This is a genomic window from Trinickia soli (assembly GCF_002879855.1).
Taxonomy (GTDB): domain Bacteria; phylum Pseudomonadota; class Gammaproteobacteria; order Burkholderiales; family Burkholderiaceae; genus Trinickia; species Trinickia soli.
In genome coordinates, this window is sequence record NZ_PNYB01000028.1 from 36,063 (window position 1) to 51,047 (window position 14,985).

Here is a 14,985-nt window from a genome sequence, read left to right on the forward strand (position 1 = left end):
GGGTCGTCAGACTGAGCAAGCAATCCAGGTACCTGCACCATTACGCCGATCGTGCGGGAGGGCTCGCCCAAGGCTCACCCAAAAAAAAACCGCAGAGCGGCAACCCCAGGCGGGGCGGCCGTTCCGCGGTCAGGACCGGAACCTGGGTTCTTGTTAATTCACGGCTTAACGCGCCGGCGCGCGGCGGGAAAATTTGAAGAAACGAAAATGCCGAAACAGATTGAACGCGATCAGATTGCCGAGCACGACCAGCGCGAGACCGATCGCGGCCGGCGCCGACCATCGATAGCCCTCGAACACCGTGGATACGGCCAACGCGACGAACGGAAACAACACCGTGCAGTACGCCGCCCGCTCGGGCCCGATGCGGCCGACGAGCGTCAGGTATGTCGTAAAACCGATCACCGAACCGGGTATGGCCAGATAAAGCAGCGCGCCGAAATAGCGCGGCGTCCATTCGGGCTGGAACGAGAAGCCCGCCGCCAGGCTGCCGACCGTCAACACGGTTGCGCCGATCAGCATCGCCCAACCATTGGTTACGGTTGGATGCAGGCCCATCGACTGCATCCGGCTCGACAGCAGATTACCGGCCGAGAAACACATCGTGCCGACCAAGGTTATCGCCAAACCGAGCCACATCGTCTTGTCGCCGGCATGACCGGCCACCTCGGGCGCAAACAGGCAGAGGATGCCGATGAGCCCCAAGACCGCGCCGACGATCGCGCTCGGCTGCAGCGCACGGCCCATGAACACGCGCCCGTTGATGGCATTGAACAGCGGCGCGGTCGAGAAGACGACGGCCACGAGACCGCTCGGCACAATCTGTTCGGCGTAGTAAAAGCACAGAAAGTTGCAGCAGAACAGTGCGAGTCCTTGCGCGAACAGCAACGGCCAGGCGGCGCGCGGCGGCCGCATCGGGCGCCGCATCAGGCGCACGACGGCCAGCATGACAATCGAGGCAAGGATGAATCGGAACGCGATCGAAACCGGGGGCGCGACGACGCCGGTCTGCCACTTGATGGCGATCCAGGTCGTGCCCCAAATCAGCACGGTGGTCAAATAGAGCAGCAGGTTCATGGCAACAATGTGTGTCGAACGATTCGAAGCGGGGCCGGATTGCCCCGGGCTCTTTCACTATGCAACCGGGGCCCCGATCCGCGTTGTCTATCCTTGCGGTTTTGTTGGCGCCGCTTCGGCGTGATCGCGCCGGTTTCTCTATACTCACCCGGTCATGACTCGATTCGCATTGCCCACGCCGTGAACGCGAGCCCCTTCGCCCCCGCTCCGACCGACGCTTCGCTTGCCGATGCGGCGCCGTTCGGCATGCACTCGGTCGGCGTCACGCTCGCCAACGCAAACGCCACGCTCGAGCGTTTCGCGTGGCTTGGCGACCGGCTCGCCGCCGCTATCTGGCGACGCGATATCGTCGAAGATGAAACGGCCTACGATCGCCCGGGCCATCACACGCTTTCGTGCTACCTCGACGGCGGCTACCGGACCGAACGGCAGAAGTTGCCGGGCCAGTACGGCGCGCCTGCGCGACTGTGCGCGCTGCCCGGCGATCACGAATCGCGCTGGTGGGTGCGCGGCCACATGCATTTCATGCATCTGTACTTCCTGCCCGAGCATTTCACGCGGCGTGCCGTCCAAGAGCTCGATCGCGAGCCGCGCGAACTGACGCTCGCCGATCGAACCTACTTCGAAGACGCCCATATTGCCGCCCTCTGCCGCGCGCTGGCCGCGCAACCGTGGGACGCGCCCGACGCGCGCCTGCGGGCGAACGAAACGGCGCACGAAATCCTGAGCCTTTTGCTGCGCAGCCAATCGGTGCGCCGCGCGGACGCCCCGGTCAAGGGCGGCCTCGCGCCGGCCGTGCGCCGACGCCTGCGCGATTACATCGAAGCGCACCTGGCCGATGCAATCACGTTGGGCGATCTGTCCGACGTGGCCTGCCTCTCCGAATTCCATCTTTCGCGCATGTTTCGCGCCTCGTTCGGCATGCCGCCGCACGCGTGGGTCGCCGCGCGCCGCGCCGACCTTGCGCGGGCCCTGCTGCGCACGACGACGCTGCCGCTCGATGCGATCGCCGAACGTGCGGGCTACGCCGACGCCAGCCATTTCGGCCATCGTTTTCGCGCGGCGGTGGGCGCCTCCCCGCTGGCCTACCGCCGCGCGTTGAGGTGCGACTTCAGTGCATCGACGACGGCGGCAACTTTCGGCGAAGACTGGCGCGCCGAGGGATAAACGGCCTGAATCGCCGCCGGCTCGCCCGCCCAGCGTGGAAACAGACGCACGAGCCGGCCGGCCGCCATGTCTTCCTCGATCGAAAAATCCGTCAGCAGCGCGAAACCCGCGCCCGCGAGTGTGGCCGCGCGGCAAGCGGTGGCCGTATTGGCCAGAAAGGCGCGCCTGCAACGAATGCGCAGGCGTTGTCCGCCCGCGCTCTCCAACGAAAGCGTGTACGGGTGCGCGATCGTCGTCAGCGCGACGAACGGCACGTCAGCCAGGCCGCTCGGCGATTGGGGCATGCGCCATTCGGTGAGGAAATCGGGGCTCGCCACGAGCCAGCGCATGTACTGCCCGAGCCGCGCCGATCGGTAGCTCGAATCCTTCAGGTTTCCTAAACGAATCGCGACGTCGATACGCTCCGCGACGAGATCGGCATATCCGTCGCCACCGATCAACTCGACTTCCAGCTCCGGATGCGCACGCCGCAGCGCGACCAGCGCAGGCGCCACGACGAGCGCGCCGTAGTCGACCGGCGATGCGACGCGCACGGTGCCGCGCAACGGTCCCGCCGTGGCGGAAATGGCCGCAAGGCCGTCGCTCGCAGCCTGTAAGCAGGACCGGCTCGCCTCATAGAACGTGCGCCCCGCCTCGGTCAGATTCGAACGGCGCGTCGTGCGCACGAGCAGCGTCGCCCCCACCTCGGCTTCGAGCCGCTGCATGTGCGTGCTGACCATCGTCTTGGCGAGGCCCAGACGCTCGGCCGCCGCGCTGAGCGAACCCGTTTCGACGACAGCGGCAAAGACGACGAGCCGGTTGAGATTGATGTCGCGCAGTTCAGGCATAGGCAATTGTCCATTTTTAATGGATTGTGATTGAGCGATTATCCACCTTATGCGTTCAATGGCGCTGCGATACGCTTGACGTCAAAGCACTTGACTTCATCGTTACTCTTCGCAAGGACAATCTCATGCCGCTCGTTCAGCCCGACCGCCCGATTCGTTTTTATGGAATGCGTTTTTCAGGGCACGCGCATCGTGTGAAGCTCTTTTTGAGCCTGCTCGGTCTGCCGTTCGAAACGGCCGAGGTCAATCTGCGGGCCGGGGAGCAAAAAACCCCGGCATTCCTGGCGATGAACCCGTTTGGACAGGTCCCTGTGATCGAGGACGGCGAGACCGTCCTATTCGACTCGAACGCGATTCTCGTCTACCTGGCAAAGCGCTATGGCGATTCGTCGTGGCTGCCTGAGGACCCCGTCGGCGCAGCGCGGGTGGCGCAATGGCTGTCGATCGCGGCCGGACAAATCACGTACGGCCCGTGCGCCGCGCGCCTCGTCAGAGCATTCGGCAACGAACTCGACTACGACGCGGCCGTGCGCACGGCGCTCAAGCTGTTCGACGTGATCGAACCGCTGCTCGGCAAACATGCGTTCGCAATCGGCCCGCAGCCGACTATCGCCGATGTCGCCGCTTACACCTACATCGCGCACGCGCCCGAAGGCGGGATTTCGCTCGAACCGTATCCGAACATCCGCGCCTGGCTCGCTCGTGTCGAGGCGCTGCCGGGGTTTGTTGCAATGCCCGCGTTCGAGCCGGCGCCTGCAACGCCGTGAACTGCCGCCGATACCTTCGCCATGAGGTCGATTGAGCCATGAGCCCTGAACTCACCGAACGCCGCCCCGTCAGTCCGCCGCCGGGCTGGGATCTCGACGAAGCCCCGTTCCACGCCGGCGAAATCGCCGTGCAAATGCGCGCCGGCGTACGCGAGAAAGCCGAGATTGGCGGGCGGCGCTCAATTCGCCGCTATATGCCCGATCAACACCGTCAGTTCTTTGCCCAGCTGCCGTTCATCGTCCTTGGTGGCATCGATGCGCAAGGACAGCCGTGGGCGACGTTGCGCATCGGCGAACCCGGTTTTGTTTCGTCGCCCGACGCGGGCACGCTGCGGATTGCCGGCGAGATGCTCGATGGCGATCCGCTCGTCGACGCCTGGCGCACTGGCGCAGCGCTGGGCGGACTCGGGATCGAGCCTCCCACGCGGCGGCGCAATCGCGTCAACGGCGTGGTGACCGACGACGCGGACGGCGCTCTGATGGTCCAGGTTCGCCAAAGCTTCGGCAATTGCGCGAAGTACATTCAAAGCCGCACGCCTGAGCGGATCCTTGCGCGGGAAGTCGATTCGACACGTGCACCACAGCATCGGTCCGCGACATTGGACGCCGCCGATCGCGCGCTGATCGCACGCAGCGACACCTACTTCATCGCTACGCGCAGCACGTTGCGCGACGACGCTCCGTCGCAAGGTGTCGATGTCTCGCACCGCGGCGGCCTGCCGGGTTTCGTTCGCGTCGAAGACGAGTCGACTTTCCTCGCGCCCGACTATCGCGGCAATCAGTTCTTCAACACGCTGGGCAATATCGTTGAAGACTCGCGCGCCGGGCTGCTTTTCATCGACTTCGACAATGGCGACGTGCTCTACATCGCCGCACGCGCCGAAATCGTCTGGGAAGGCGCTGCACTCGACGAATTCAGCGACGCCCAGCGCCTCGTCCGTTTCAAAGTGGAGCAGGTGCGTCGCAGCCCGTCAGCGCTGCCATTCCGGTGGTCGGCCGTCGAATATGCGCCGCAATGGCGCGTTTCCGGCGCGGAGTCATTCAATCCAGCGCAGCGCGAGGCGCAGGGTGGCCATCGCCTTCATTTATAAAAACAATTATCGATTAATAATCGATAGTTTTAATATAAGCACCGAGTGTAAGACGAACGAGGTGCGCCATGACGACTGCGCAGATGCAATTGGGGATGAGCGAGCGAACGACGCTCGCGCTCGGCACAGCGCTTGCCGGTCACGGCGCGGGCCGCCCGTTCGCGCGGTGGCGCGCTGCGCTGCTGTTCGCGGGCCCCGCCGTCGTGGCGTCAATTGCTTACGTCGACCCGGGCAACTTCGCCACCAACCTGCAGGCCGGCGCCAGGTACGGCTACTCGCTGCTTTGGGTCGTGTTGGCGGCGAATGTCATAGCCATGCTGTTCCAAGCCCTCTCAGCCAAGCTCGGGATCGTCACGAACCGAAATCTGGCCGAGATCAGCCGCGCACATTTTCCCGCGCCGGTGGTTTATGCAATGTGGGGGGTGAGCGAGATCGCCGCGATGGCTACCGACCTTGCGGAGTTTCTCGGCGGCGCGATCGGCTTGTCGCTGCTGCTGCACGTGTCGCTGATCATCGGCATGGCGATGACGGGCGCCGTCACCTACGCGATCCTGGCGGCCGGGAAGCAGGGATTCCGTCCGCTCGAACTGATCATCGGCGCGTTGATCGGCACCGTGGCGCTGGCTTATGTGGTTGAGCTGCTGCTCGTCGACGTCAACTGGAGCGAAGCCGCGTACGGCGCACTCGTGCCGCAATTGCAAGGCCCCGGTGCATTGTCGCTCGCAGCCGGCGTCATCGGCGCCACCGTCATGCCGCATGCGATCTATTTGCACTCGGGCCTGACGCAGCACCGCGCACCCGCGCGCAACGATGCGGCGCGCCAAACGTTGCTCCGGTTTTCCAATCGTGAAGTGATTGCAGCGCTGTCGGTCGCGGGGCTCGTCAATATGGCGATGGTGATCATGGCCTCCGGGGCGTTCCATGCCGGCCACGCTGATATCGCCGAGATCGAAACAGCCTATCGCAGCCTCACGCCGCTGCTCGGCGCAGGCGCAGCCGCTGTCTTTCTCGTCGCGCTGCTCGCCTCGGGCATCTCGAGCTCGGTCGTGGGAACGATGGCGGGCCAGATGGTTATGCAAGGCTTCGTCGGCTTTCATATTCCGGTCGGCGTGCGGCGGCTGTTGACGATGGCGCCCGCGTTCGTGATCGCGGCGCTCGGCGTACGGGCAACCGATGCGCTGCTCTACAGCCAGGTGGCGTTGAGCTTCGCGCTGCCGGTGCCGATGATCGCGCTCGTGATCGTGACGAGCCGTCGCGACATCATGGGCCGGTTTGCCAACAGCCGGCGCATGACGGCCATCGCCACGGCCGCGACCATCGTCATCCTCGCGGTCAATGTCGTGCTGTTGCTGCAAAGCTTCGGGCTGATGGCGCAGGTGTGAGCGAGCGGCTCTGCGGTTAATGAGACCCCGCTCCGAAACGGTCGTTGAACGTGTGGAATTGCTCCATGTACTTCTCGTATCCCTGCTCTGCCGCAAATCGCAGCGGGTAGACACGTTTGACGAGCACTTCGCGGGCGTTCGGTTGCGTTTCGAGGATGCTCATGACTTCTTCGATGAATTCGGCAAGCGGCATGGCGTTGGGATCGTTCGCCTGGCTCTCGCCCATCAATTCGGTCGCCACATAAGGCGGTGCAATCTCGATGACATCGACCGACGTGTCGCGCAATTGATAGCGCAATGCATCGCTGAAGGCATGAATCGCAGCTTTTGTCGCGCTGTAAGTCGGCGTATGGGCGAGCGTCAAGAATGCCAGACCCGACGAAACAGTCAGCACCGTCGATTTCGGCTGACGTTTCAATTGCGGCAGCAACGCTGCCGTCAGGCGAATCGGTGCGAGCAGATTGGTGGCGATCGTCGCCTCCGCCGTGGCAAGGTCCACCTTGTCGGCGCGCCAATTTTCCATCTGCATGATGCCGGCGTTATTGAGGACGGCATTGAGCTTCGGGAATGCTTCGGCCATCCGCGCGGCGAATCGTTCGATGTCTTCGGGGCTTTGCAGATCGAGCACGGCCGTTTTCATGCCCGGATTCGCTTCCGCCACTTCGCGCAAAGCATGCTCGCGCCGCCCCGCAATGATGACCTCGTTGCCGCGACGATGAAACGCTTCGGCCAGAGCGCGCCCGATGCCCGAGCCGCCGCCCGTGATGAGAATGGTGTTTCCAGTCACTTGCATGATGGTTCTCCGTTGGTTGACCGACACCAGAATATCGCCAATACTCTCATTCAGGAAGTAGGCACCGAAATGTGCCGTACGAACATATTGGTAAGTAATCAATCAGGAAGCGGTCATGGCAGCGAAAAAACAAAAACCGACCGGGCGCGCCGTCGTCTTCGAATCGCCCACGGGCAAACCGTCCACGCCGGAAATCGACGACGTCGTCATGGAAGTGATCGGCCGCGTCGCCGACAAATGGACCATGTGTGTGCTCGAAGTCCTCTCGCAACAGGGCGTTCTGCGATTTACGCGCATTGGCGAACTGGTCGGCGGGATCAGTCAGCGCATGTTGACGAAGACGCTGCGGCAAATGGAAGAAGACGGGTTCGTCACGCGCACGGTTTATCCCGAAGTGCCGCCGCGCGTCGAATATGAGCTGACCGCGCTCGGCGAAAGTCTATGCGCCGCATTTTGCGGTGTCTGGCTCTGGGCCGAAAAGCATTACGCGCAATGGCAATCGCTACCCAAACGCGCGAAGGCGCGGTGAAACGAGGCGAACGTAACGCCCGCATCACGGCGACATTTCTGCGATTTGCTTCATTTACCCGTCAATACGTCTTGTTTTAGCCGAATCAGCGCCGAAGCCCCAGCAAACCACGAAGATCGACGTGCTCGCCATCGGCGGGCGCATTGCAATCCGCGTCCATCTATCAAAAGGGGCACATCATGATTCGACGATTCACTGTTTGGGCGTCATCGCGCACGGCGATCGCGGCATCGGCATGCGCGCTGTTTTGTTCATTGCCGTTCAACGCGCGGGCGTTGCCGGCTATGCCGTCGCCGCAGGTCCAACTCGTCGAAGGCGTCGTCGAAGGCGATCGCCTGATGACGGGCATCCATCAGGTCAACGTCTTCCGCGGCATTCCCTACGCAGCGCCGCCCGTCGGCGTCAACCGCTGGCGCGAGCCGCAACGGTTGGCGCCTTGGACAAGCGTGCGAGATGCCAAGACGTTCGGGCCGCGCTGCATGCAAATGCCCCTGCCCGGCATCCGGTTTCGCTCGATGAGCATGAACGAAGACTGCCTTTATCTGAACGTCTGGGCGCCTCCATCGAGCAACGACGGCAAGCTTCCCGTGCTCGTCTATTTCCATGGCGGCGGCTTTGCGTTCGGCGACGGATCGGAGCCGCGTTACGACGGCGCGCATCTGGCAGCGCGCGGCATGATCGTCGTCACGGTCAACTTTCGGCTCGGCGCGTTCGGGTTCATGGCGCATCCCGACGCATCGCGCGACAGTGCGGCCGGCGCAACGGGGAACTATGGCTTGCTCGATCAGCAGGCGGCGCTGCGCTGGGTCCGCGACAACATCGCGCGGTTCGGCGGCAACCCGGCGAAGGTGACGATCGGGGGTGAAACGACCGGAGCGATGGCCGTCAGCGCACATATGGCATCGCCGTCGTCGCGCGGTCTTTTTGCGCGCGCGATCGGAGAAAGCGGCGGAGCATTCACGCCGAACACCTTCTGGCACCGCGCGAAAGCGGAAAAGATCGCCAAGGCGTTCGCCACGCGCCTCGGGGCCGACTCGTTCGATGCGCTGCGCGCGATGCCGCCCGAGAAGGTGCAGGCGGCAATGGGTACCCGCCATGACCCTCAACCCGCTTTCTGGCCGAACATCGACGGCCAGTTCCTGGCCGACACGCCGGCCGCCGTATTCGAAGCGGGCCAGCAAGCGAACGTGCCGCTACTTCTCGGCTCCAATTCGCAGGAAAGCCATTTCCGAACCATCTACGGCCCGATCGCGCCCACGGCCGAGAACTGGAACATCATCCTCACCGCGGTCTTCGGCAAGGAAATCTCCGAGGCGCACCGGTTCTATCCGGGCAACGACGAGGACGAGATCAACCGATCAGCAGCCGTGCTGGCAAACGATCTGACAACGAGTCACAGCGCGTGGCGGTGGATGGATCTGCACCGGAACACGGGCCGCGCGCCGGTCTATTTCTATCTGTTCACGCATCGACGGCCGCGGCCCGTTGCCTCGGCTGCGAAGGAGGCCGAAGCTGAGAACCCGTCTCCCGCCACGGGCGCCCCGCATCGATCGGAAATCGTTTATGCCCTCGCCAATCTCGACGAAGATCGACGCTATCGGTGGACCGAGGACGACCGCGCTGTCTCACGGATTTTTTCCGGGTATATCGAGCAGTTCGTCAAGACGGGCAACCCGAACGGCGTCAATGACCGGCAAGCGGATTTCACCCGGCTTGGGCGCATTTCGAGCGTGGGACGTCTGCCTCATTGGCCTGCCGTGCGGCAAGAGCGCGATGGACTGACCCGGCAGGCGATCGGTACCGAAACGGTCACCCTGTGGGATTCGAGCGCCGAACGCCAGGCGTTGATCGAGCGGATCATGCAAGCGCGGTCGAGTCATTGATCACTCGCCCGGCACGTCGACCGTTGCCGAACCATGATCCGAAGCCGCCTTGCGCACCGGGCGGCGAACCACTCGCACTTTTGCGCTTTTGCCCCCGCCGCAAAAGAATCGATCCGCGCCGTCCGATTCAAGCCCCGCGACGACCATGCCCTCCGGCATCGCAAGTGCTTCGAGCACTTCGCCTGTCTGCGCGTCGACATGCCGGATTTCGCTTTGATCGCCTTCCCAAGTACCGTGCCACAGTTCGCCGTCGACCCACGTCACCCCGGTTACGAATCGATTCGACTCGATCGCGCGCAGCACCTGGCCCGTTTCGGGATCGACCTGGAAGATCTTGCGCTCCGAATAGCGCCCTATCCAGAGCGAGCCTTCGGCCCACGCCAACCCGGCATTTCCGCCGCCGGGCGGCGCGGCAATCGTACTGAGCACGCGCCCCGTCGCGAGGTCGATCTTCTGAATCAGATCGTCGGCAAGCTGAAAAATATGCTGCCCATCAAAAGCAGTCCCCGCTCGCGCGGGAACGTCGATCGTCCGTTGCGCGTGCCCGTTTGCTGGATCGAGCGCACATAGCCTGTCGCCGGCGGCAAACCATACGTAGCGGCCGTCATACGTCACGCCATGAACGGCCTCGATCCCCGGCAGGGGGCCATATTCGCAAAGGATTTCTGCATTCGATGGGTTCATGGCGCGCATCCTAAACGTTCGGTAGCGGAGAGGGGAGTAACAACGTAGTCGCGAATCCGACGACGGGCGACGTCATCCATCGGCGCGCCCGCCCTTCGCCTACGGCTTCGATCCTGCCTGCCGATGCAAGCGCATCGAGCGCGCGCTGCACTGCGCGTTGGCTCGCGCCCAACGCCAACGCCAACGCGGAACTCGACCACAATTGACCGTCGGCGAGCAACGCGAGGACCGCCGCGTGCTTGTCCTCGAATGGTCGAGCCAGAACGACGACATCATGCGCGCCGTCAGGCATCAACGCGAAGCCCCGCTTCGTTGCCGTCACGTCGGCCAGCGTGCTCAACAGGGCTCGCAGACGGCCGATCTCGACGCGCAATCGCACCCGGTGTGACTCGTCGGAGAATTTCGTTCTGAACGCCTTGTGGATCAACTCTTCTCTCGCGACGTCTTGCGGCCATGCGTCGGCGAGAATGCGTGCAAGTGCAAACAACACGGGACGCGTGGCCAGCGGGATGGTCCTGTTCGCATCACGCACGACATAACGACAGGCATCGACGATCAAACGCTGCTGCGAGGACAACGCCTGCACTTGCTCCAGGGTCAGCGGCGTGGCCTGCCCTTGCGACACCAGGTGTGCGGCCGGTTCGACGAGCGAGCGCGCCGCGTCGTCCACCTCGGCCATCAACGCAGCGATTCCCGATGCACGCGCCGCTCGTGCCGCGCGCTCGAACGCATCGCGCGCGGCACGAGCGTCCAGACAACGCACTGCAATGCCGGCAGCAATCAATTCGTGCGTCGCGCGCAATGCCGGTGGAAACGAAGCAGGAGGACGATCGGCCAGCGCTTCATGTGCATCGTCGAGTCGCCCGAGCAGCAACAGACGCCGCGCAGCCAGATTGCGCGCATGAGCCGCGTTGATTCGATCGCCGTGCACTTCGAGCGTCGCCCGCGCTTCATCCAGCGATTGTTCGGGCCAGCGCAAATCGCGCGATGCGAGCGCGACCTCGGCCTCTGCGACGATACAACGAGCGCGGGCGAGCGGCTGCTTCGGCCCGAATGCGCGCGCCGCACGGCGCAACAACTGCTTCGCGCGAACGAGATCGCCGAGTTGGGCCATGGCGATACCGCGCAACGCGAGCCCCGGCGCGTCCTCGCGCAGCAACACGCCGTTCAGCGCGGCGAGCGGATCACCGGCCGCCAATGCGCGCGCGGCCGCGGCGATCAATGAGTCCATTCGAATCCCGACACACTTGTCACTCCCACCGTTGGATGCGGGTCACTAATCTAGCACGTGACATGTCACGACATGTGGCCGCCTCGTCGACGCAGATTCTGCATGCCATACGACGACGATGCGACGAATGACCAACGATCCGACGGAGTCAATCATGACGACACATGCAACAGGAACCCGCGACGAGTGGCTCGCCGCCCGTCTCGCGCTGCTCGAAGCCGAAAAGGCGCTGACGCGGCGCAGCGATGAACTTGCGCGCCAGCGACAGGCCCTGCCCTGGGTGCGCATCGACAAAGACTACCGATTCGATACGGAGCGCGGAACCGTATCGCTGCCCGACCTTTTCGACGGGCGCTCGCAGTTGCTCGTCTATCACTTCATGTTCGGGCCTGATTACAAGGCCGGCTGCCCGTCATGCTCCGCAATCGCCGATACGTTCAACGGGTTTCACGTTCATCTGGCCAATCACGACGTGACGCTGACCGCCGTCTCGCGCGCGTCGCTGGACAAGCTGCAGGCGTACCAGCGTCGTATGGGTTGGTCGTTTCCGTGGGCCTCGTCGGGCGACAGCGAATTCAACTTCGATTTCAACGTGTCGTTCACGGAGATGCAACAGCGCGATGGCGAAGTCGAATACAACTATGAGCGCGGCGGACACGCAATGGACATGGACCCCGTCCCGCCGACCGTCGAGCAGTTTGCGCAGACCTGCGGGACCAATGCGAAGACCTATTCAAGGGATCGGCCAGGGGTCAGTGCGTTCGTGCTCGAAGACGGGGTCGTTTATCACACGTATTCGACCTATGCGCGTGGGCTCGATGCGCTGTGGGGCATGTATCAATGGATCGATCGCGCACCGCTCGGTCGCAACGAAACGGGCCCCTGGTGGAAGCGGCACGACGAGTACGCGGCCCGGTGAGACCCGCCATGGGCGCGCTGCCTATGCCCGGCGACTGGTTCATGTCCGCCATGTGGCTACCGATGTGCGGCCAGACATGGCTCGACGCCGCGGCAACGTTCACCGGCAACTGGGCGCTCATGATGACGCCGATGATGCTGCCCGCACTGTACCGTGCGTTACGGGCGCATTGGACGCGCGCCCGTCTCGTGGGGGATGAGCGCCCCGCATCTTCGACGTTGTGGATCGGCGTGGGCTATTGTCTCGCATGGACGGCAGCCGGAACGATGGCGTTTGCCGTCGGCGCCGCGCTGGCGGCCAACATCATGCGATCCAGTGCGCTCGCGCGTGCGATGCCCGTTTGCGCCGGCATCGTCATCGCCTTCGCGGGGTTCGTCCAATGTTCCGCATGGAAGGCCCGCCGCATCGCGTACTGTAGAGCGACGCCGCGGCATACTGCAGCGGGCGCCTTCGATCTACGGCGTGCGCTCGGGCACGGGCTTCGACTGGCGCTTCACGAAGGCTATGGCTGCGCCAATCTGATGGGGGCGCTATTCGCCCTCGGCGCCATGGACCTGTATGCGATGTTTGCAATCACCGTCGCGATGGTGCTCGAACATTGGGCGCCGTTGGGCGGACGCACCTTCAAATGCATCGGGTTCATACTCATTGCCATCGGCGCTTTCCTCATTAGCCGGGCGATGCGCCATACCACTACGTAATTCTACGTAGCACCCTTAAGTAGTTGTGCGCTTGCGCGCCAATATGCGAAACGCAAATACTACGCCCGTCAATTGCATGCGATGGCGCGAGAATGCACGCGCCTTTTACGCCATCGACCATCGCATTTGGCTCGATTCATCCCACGATATTCAATAAAGACAGAGAGTGGGCAGTCGCAGTTTAAAAGACGCCCATCGCGTAATTGCCGGCCCCTAAGGAGCATCATGGAGACCCCGACCTCGACCCCGCCGCGCCGTGCGTGGCTACCGCTTATTTTGCTATTGCCTTATCTGGCACTGCTGTGGCTGCCGTTCTATAACGGCGCGCCCCCCTCGCTGCTCGGCTTCCCGTTCTTCTATTGGTACCAATTCCTCTGGGTGCCGATTACTTCGCTGCTGATGTACGTTGTCTACCGGAGCGCCAAATGAACCCGTTGACCCAGTCCGCTCCGATCAATACGACCGCTCTGGCGATCTTCATCGCATTCTTCGCACTGATTACGGTGCTCGGCTTTGTCGCGGCGCGCTGGAAACGCGGCGACCTTACGCAATTGCATGAGTGGGGACTCGGCGGCCGCCAATTCGGCACCGTCATTTCGTGGTTCCTCGTGGGCGGCGATTTCTATACGGCATATACGGTCATTGCCGTCCCCGCGCTCGTCTATTCAGTCGGCGCATATGGTTTCTTCGCACTGCCCTACACGATCATCGTCTATCCGTTCGTGTTCGCCGTGATGCCGAAACTATGGCAGGCATGCCATCGCGGCAATCACATCACCGCGGCCGATTATGTGCAAGGCGTGTTCGGCGGCAAATGGTTCCCTGCCGCCATCGCGTTGACCGGCATCGTCGCCACGATGCCCTATATCGCGCTGCAGCTCGTCGGCATGCAAGTGGTCATCAAGAGCCTGGGCATCACCGGCGAATTGCCGCTCATCATCGCGTTCGTGATTCTCGCTCTCTATACGTATGCGAGCGGCTTGCGGGCACCGGCGATGATCGCGTTCGTCAAGGACATCATGATTTACATCGTCGTGATCGTCGCGGTGTGCTGGATTCCGACGAAGCTCGGCGGCTACGGCGCGCTGTTCGATATCGCCGACAAGCACTTCGCAGCCAAGGGCGGCGCCACGGGCATTTTGCTGAAGCCGTCGCAGTTCACGGCTTATGCGACGCTTGCGCTCGGCTCCGCGCTCGCCGCATTCATGTATCCGCACACGATGACGGGCGTGCTCTCGTCGAGATCGGCTGCCACCGTCAAGAAGAATGCGATCTTCCTACCGGCCTACACCATTCTGCTCGGGCTGATCGCATTGCTCGGCTACATGGCGATCGCCGCGGGCGTGCACGTGAAGTCGCCATCCGATGTCGTGCCCGCGTTGTTCCTCACGCTGTTCCCGTCGTGGTTCGTCGGCTTCGCGGCCGCAGCGATTGCAATCAGTGCGTTGGTGCCGGCGGCGATCATGTCGATCGGTGCTGCCAATCTGTTCACGCGCAATCTCTACAAGCCGCTGATCGCACCGAACGCTACGCCTGAGAAGGAAGCGTCGAATGCGAAGCTCGTCTCGCTGGTCGTCAAGTTCGGTGCGCTCGTCTTCATCATCGCGCTGCCGACTCAATACGCGATCGATATGCAACTGCTCGGCGGCGTCTGGATTCTGCAGATTTTCCCGGCTGTGGTTTTCTCGCTCTACACGCGACGCTTGAGCACGCCGGGCCTGTTCCTCGGCTGGTTTGCGGGGATTTCACTGGGTACAGTGCTCGCAGCGATGCAAGGGCTCAAGCCTGTCTATGCGCTGCATTTCGCCGGTGCTACGTACCCGACGTATATCGGTTTGATCGCGTTGGTCGTCAATGTTGTCGTCACGGTCGTCGTATCGGCCGTGACAGTGAAGAATCAGGCCGCGAACGTGAAAGTCGCGGCGCAATAAGCG

At 63.1% G+C, this 14,985-nt stretch carries 14 protein-coding genes and 1 pseudogene; 10 read left to right on the plus strand and 5 right to left on the minus strand.

The features are described 5' to 3' along the window. Window positions 1-165: 165 nt before the first annotated feature. Window positions 166-1,077 (minus strand): DMT family transporter, encoded by a 912-nt coding sequence (locus C0Z19_RS23925; RefSeq protein WP_102612327.1) that lies wholly within the window; start codon window positions 1,075-1,077, stop codon window positions 166-168. Between the two features lie 180 nt (window positions 1,078-1,257). Between C0Z19_RS23925 and C0Z19_RS23930 the strand changes: the two genes are divergently transcribed. Then, a complete protein-coding gene (locus C0Z19_RS23930; RefSeq protein WP_483409869.1) occupies window positions 1,258-2,244 on the plus strand; it encodes a helix-turn-helix domain-containing protein in 987 nt (328 codons plus the stop codon). Here the strand turns inward: C0Z19_RS23930 and C0Z19_RS23935 are convergent. Next, window positions 2,163-3,071: a LysR family transcriptional regulator gene (locus C0Z19_RS23935; protein ID WP_102612328.1), complete on the minus strand. Its 909-nt coding sequence runs from the start codon at window positions 3,069-3,071 to the stop codon at window positions 2,163-2,165. The two genes, C0Z19_RS23930 and C0Z19_RS23935, sit on opposite strands and share 82 nt — an antisense overlap. A 125-nt stretch (window positions 3,072-3,196) precedes the next feature. Here C0Z19_RS23935 and C0Z19_RS23940 point away from each other — a divergent pair, with 125 nt between their 5' ends. From C0Z19_RS23940 to C0Z19_RS23950, 3 genes and pseudogenes are all read left to right on the plus strand, one after another. Beyond that, a complete protein-coding gene (locus C0Z19_RS23940; RefSeq protein WP_102612329.1) occupies window positions 3,197-3,838 on the plus strand; it encodes a glutathione S-transferase family protein in 642 nt (213 codons plus the stop codon). A gap of 38 nt (window positions 3,839-3,876) precedes the next feature. Further along, window positions 3,877-4,872 (plus strand): annotated as a pseudogene (locus tag C0Z19_RS23945) (pyridoxamine 5'-phosphate oxidase family protein); the annotation flags it as partial. Between the two features lie 125 nt (window positions 4,873-4,997). Next, a complete protein-coding gene (locus tag C0Z19_RS23950; protein ID WP_102612331.1) occupies window positions 4,998-6,311 on the plus strand; it encodes an Nramp family divalent metal transporter in 1,314 nt (437 codons plus the stop codon). 16 nt (window positions 6,312-6,327) lie between these two features. Here the strand turns inward: C0Z19_RS23950 and C0Z19_RS23955 are convergent, their stop codons facing one another. Then, window positions 6,328-7,104: an SDR family oxidoreductase gene (locus C0Z19_RS23955; protein WP_102612355.1), complete on the minus strand. Its 777-nt coding sequence runs from the start codon at window positions 7,102-7,104 to the stop codon at window positions 6,328-6,330. Window positions 7,105-7,219: 115 nt separating this feature from the next. Here C0Z19_RS23955 and C0Z19_RS23960 point away from each other — a divergent pair, with 115 nt between their 5' ends. Both C0Z19_RS23960 and C0Z19_RS23965 read left to right on the plus strand, forming a co-directional pair. Continuing rightward, window positions 7,220-7,633, plus strand: a complete 414-nt coding sequence (locus C0Z19_RS23960) for a winged helix-turn-helix transcriptional regulator (RefSeq protein WP_102612332.1) — start codon at window positions 7,220-7,222, stop codon at window positions 7,631-7,633. A 179-nt stretch (window positions 7,634-7,812) separates the two neighbouring features. Beyond that, on the plus strand, window positions 7,813-9,516 hold the full coding sequence (locus C0Z19_RS23965; RefSeq protein WP_102612356.1) for a carboxylesterase/lipase family protein: 1,704 nt from the start codon (window positions 7,813-7,815) through the stop codon (window positions 9,514-9,516). Here C0Z19_RS23965 and C0Z19_RS23970 read toward each other — a convergent pair whose 3' ends face one another. Further along, window positions 9,517-10,200, minus strand: a complete 684-nt coding sequence (locus tag C0Z19_RS23970) for a Vgb family protein (protein WP_102612357.1) — start codon at window positions 10,198-10,200, stop codon at window positions 9,517-9,519. It lies immediately after the preceding gene. A gap of 10 nt (window positions 10,201-10,210) precedes the next feature. Continuing rightward, window positions 10,211-11,431, minus strand: coding sequence for a helix-turn-helix domain-containing protein (locus tag C0Z19_RS23975; RefSeq protein ID WP_102612333.1), 1,221 nt, complete (start codon window positions 11,429-11,431; stop codon window positions 10,211-10,213). Window positions 11,432-11,585: 154 nt separating this feature from the next. On the opposite strand from C0Z19_RS23975, the gene C0Z19_RS23980 reads away from it, so the two are divergent. The 4 genes from C0Z19_RS23980 (at window position 11,586) to mctP (ending at window position 14,982) form a co-directional block, all read left to right on the plus strand. Continuing rightward, window positions 11,586-12,350, plus strand: a complete 765-nt coding sequence (locus C0Z19_RS23980) for a DUF899 domain-containing protein (RefSeq protein ID WP_102612358.1) — start codon at window positions 11,586-11,588, stop codon at window positions 12,348-12,350. A gap of 8 nt (window positions 12,351-12,358) precedes the next feature. After that, the gene (locus C0Z19_RS23985) at window positions 12,359-13,051 is read left to right on the plus strand and encodes a copper chaperone (RefSeq protein WP_158243058.1); all 693 of its coding nucleotides are present in this window, start codon (window positions 12,359-12,361) and stop codon (window positions 13,049-13,051) included. Window positions 13,052-13,276: 225 nt separating this feature from the next. Further along, window positions 13,277-13,480: a DUF3311 domain-containing protein gene (locus C0Z19_RS23990; RefSeq protein ID WP_102612335.1), complete on the plus strand. Its 204-nt coding sequence runs from the start codon at window positions 13,277-13,279 to the stop codon at window positions 13,478-13,480. Further along, complete coding sequence (gene mctP / locus C0Z19_RS23995) at window positions 13,477-14,982, plus strand: monocarboxylate uptake permease MctP (RefSeq protein ID WP_175084089.1); 1,506 nt, start codon at window positions 13,477-13,479, stop codon at window positions 14,980-14,982. Before C0Z19_RS23990 ends, mctP begins: the two co-directional genes overlap by 4 nt. Window positions 14,983-14,985: the final 3 nt, after the last annotated feature.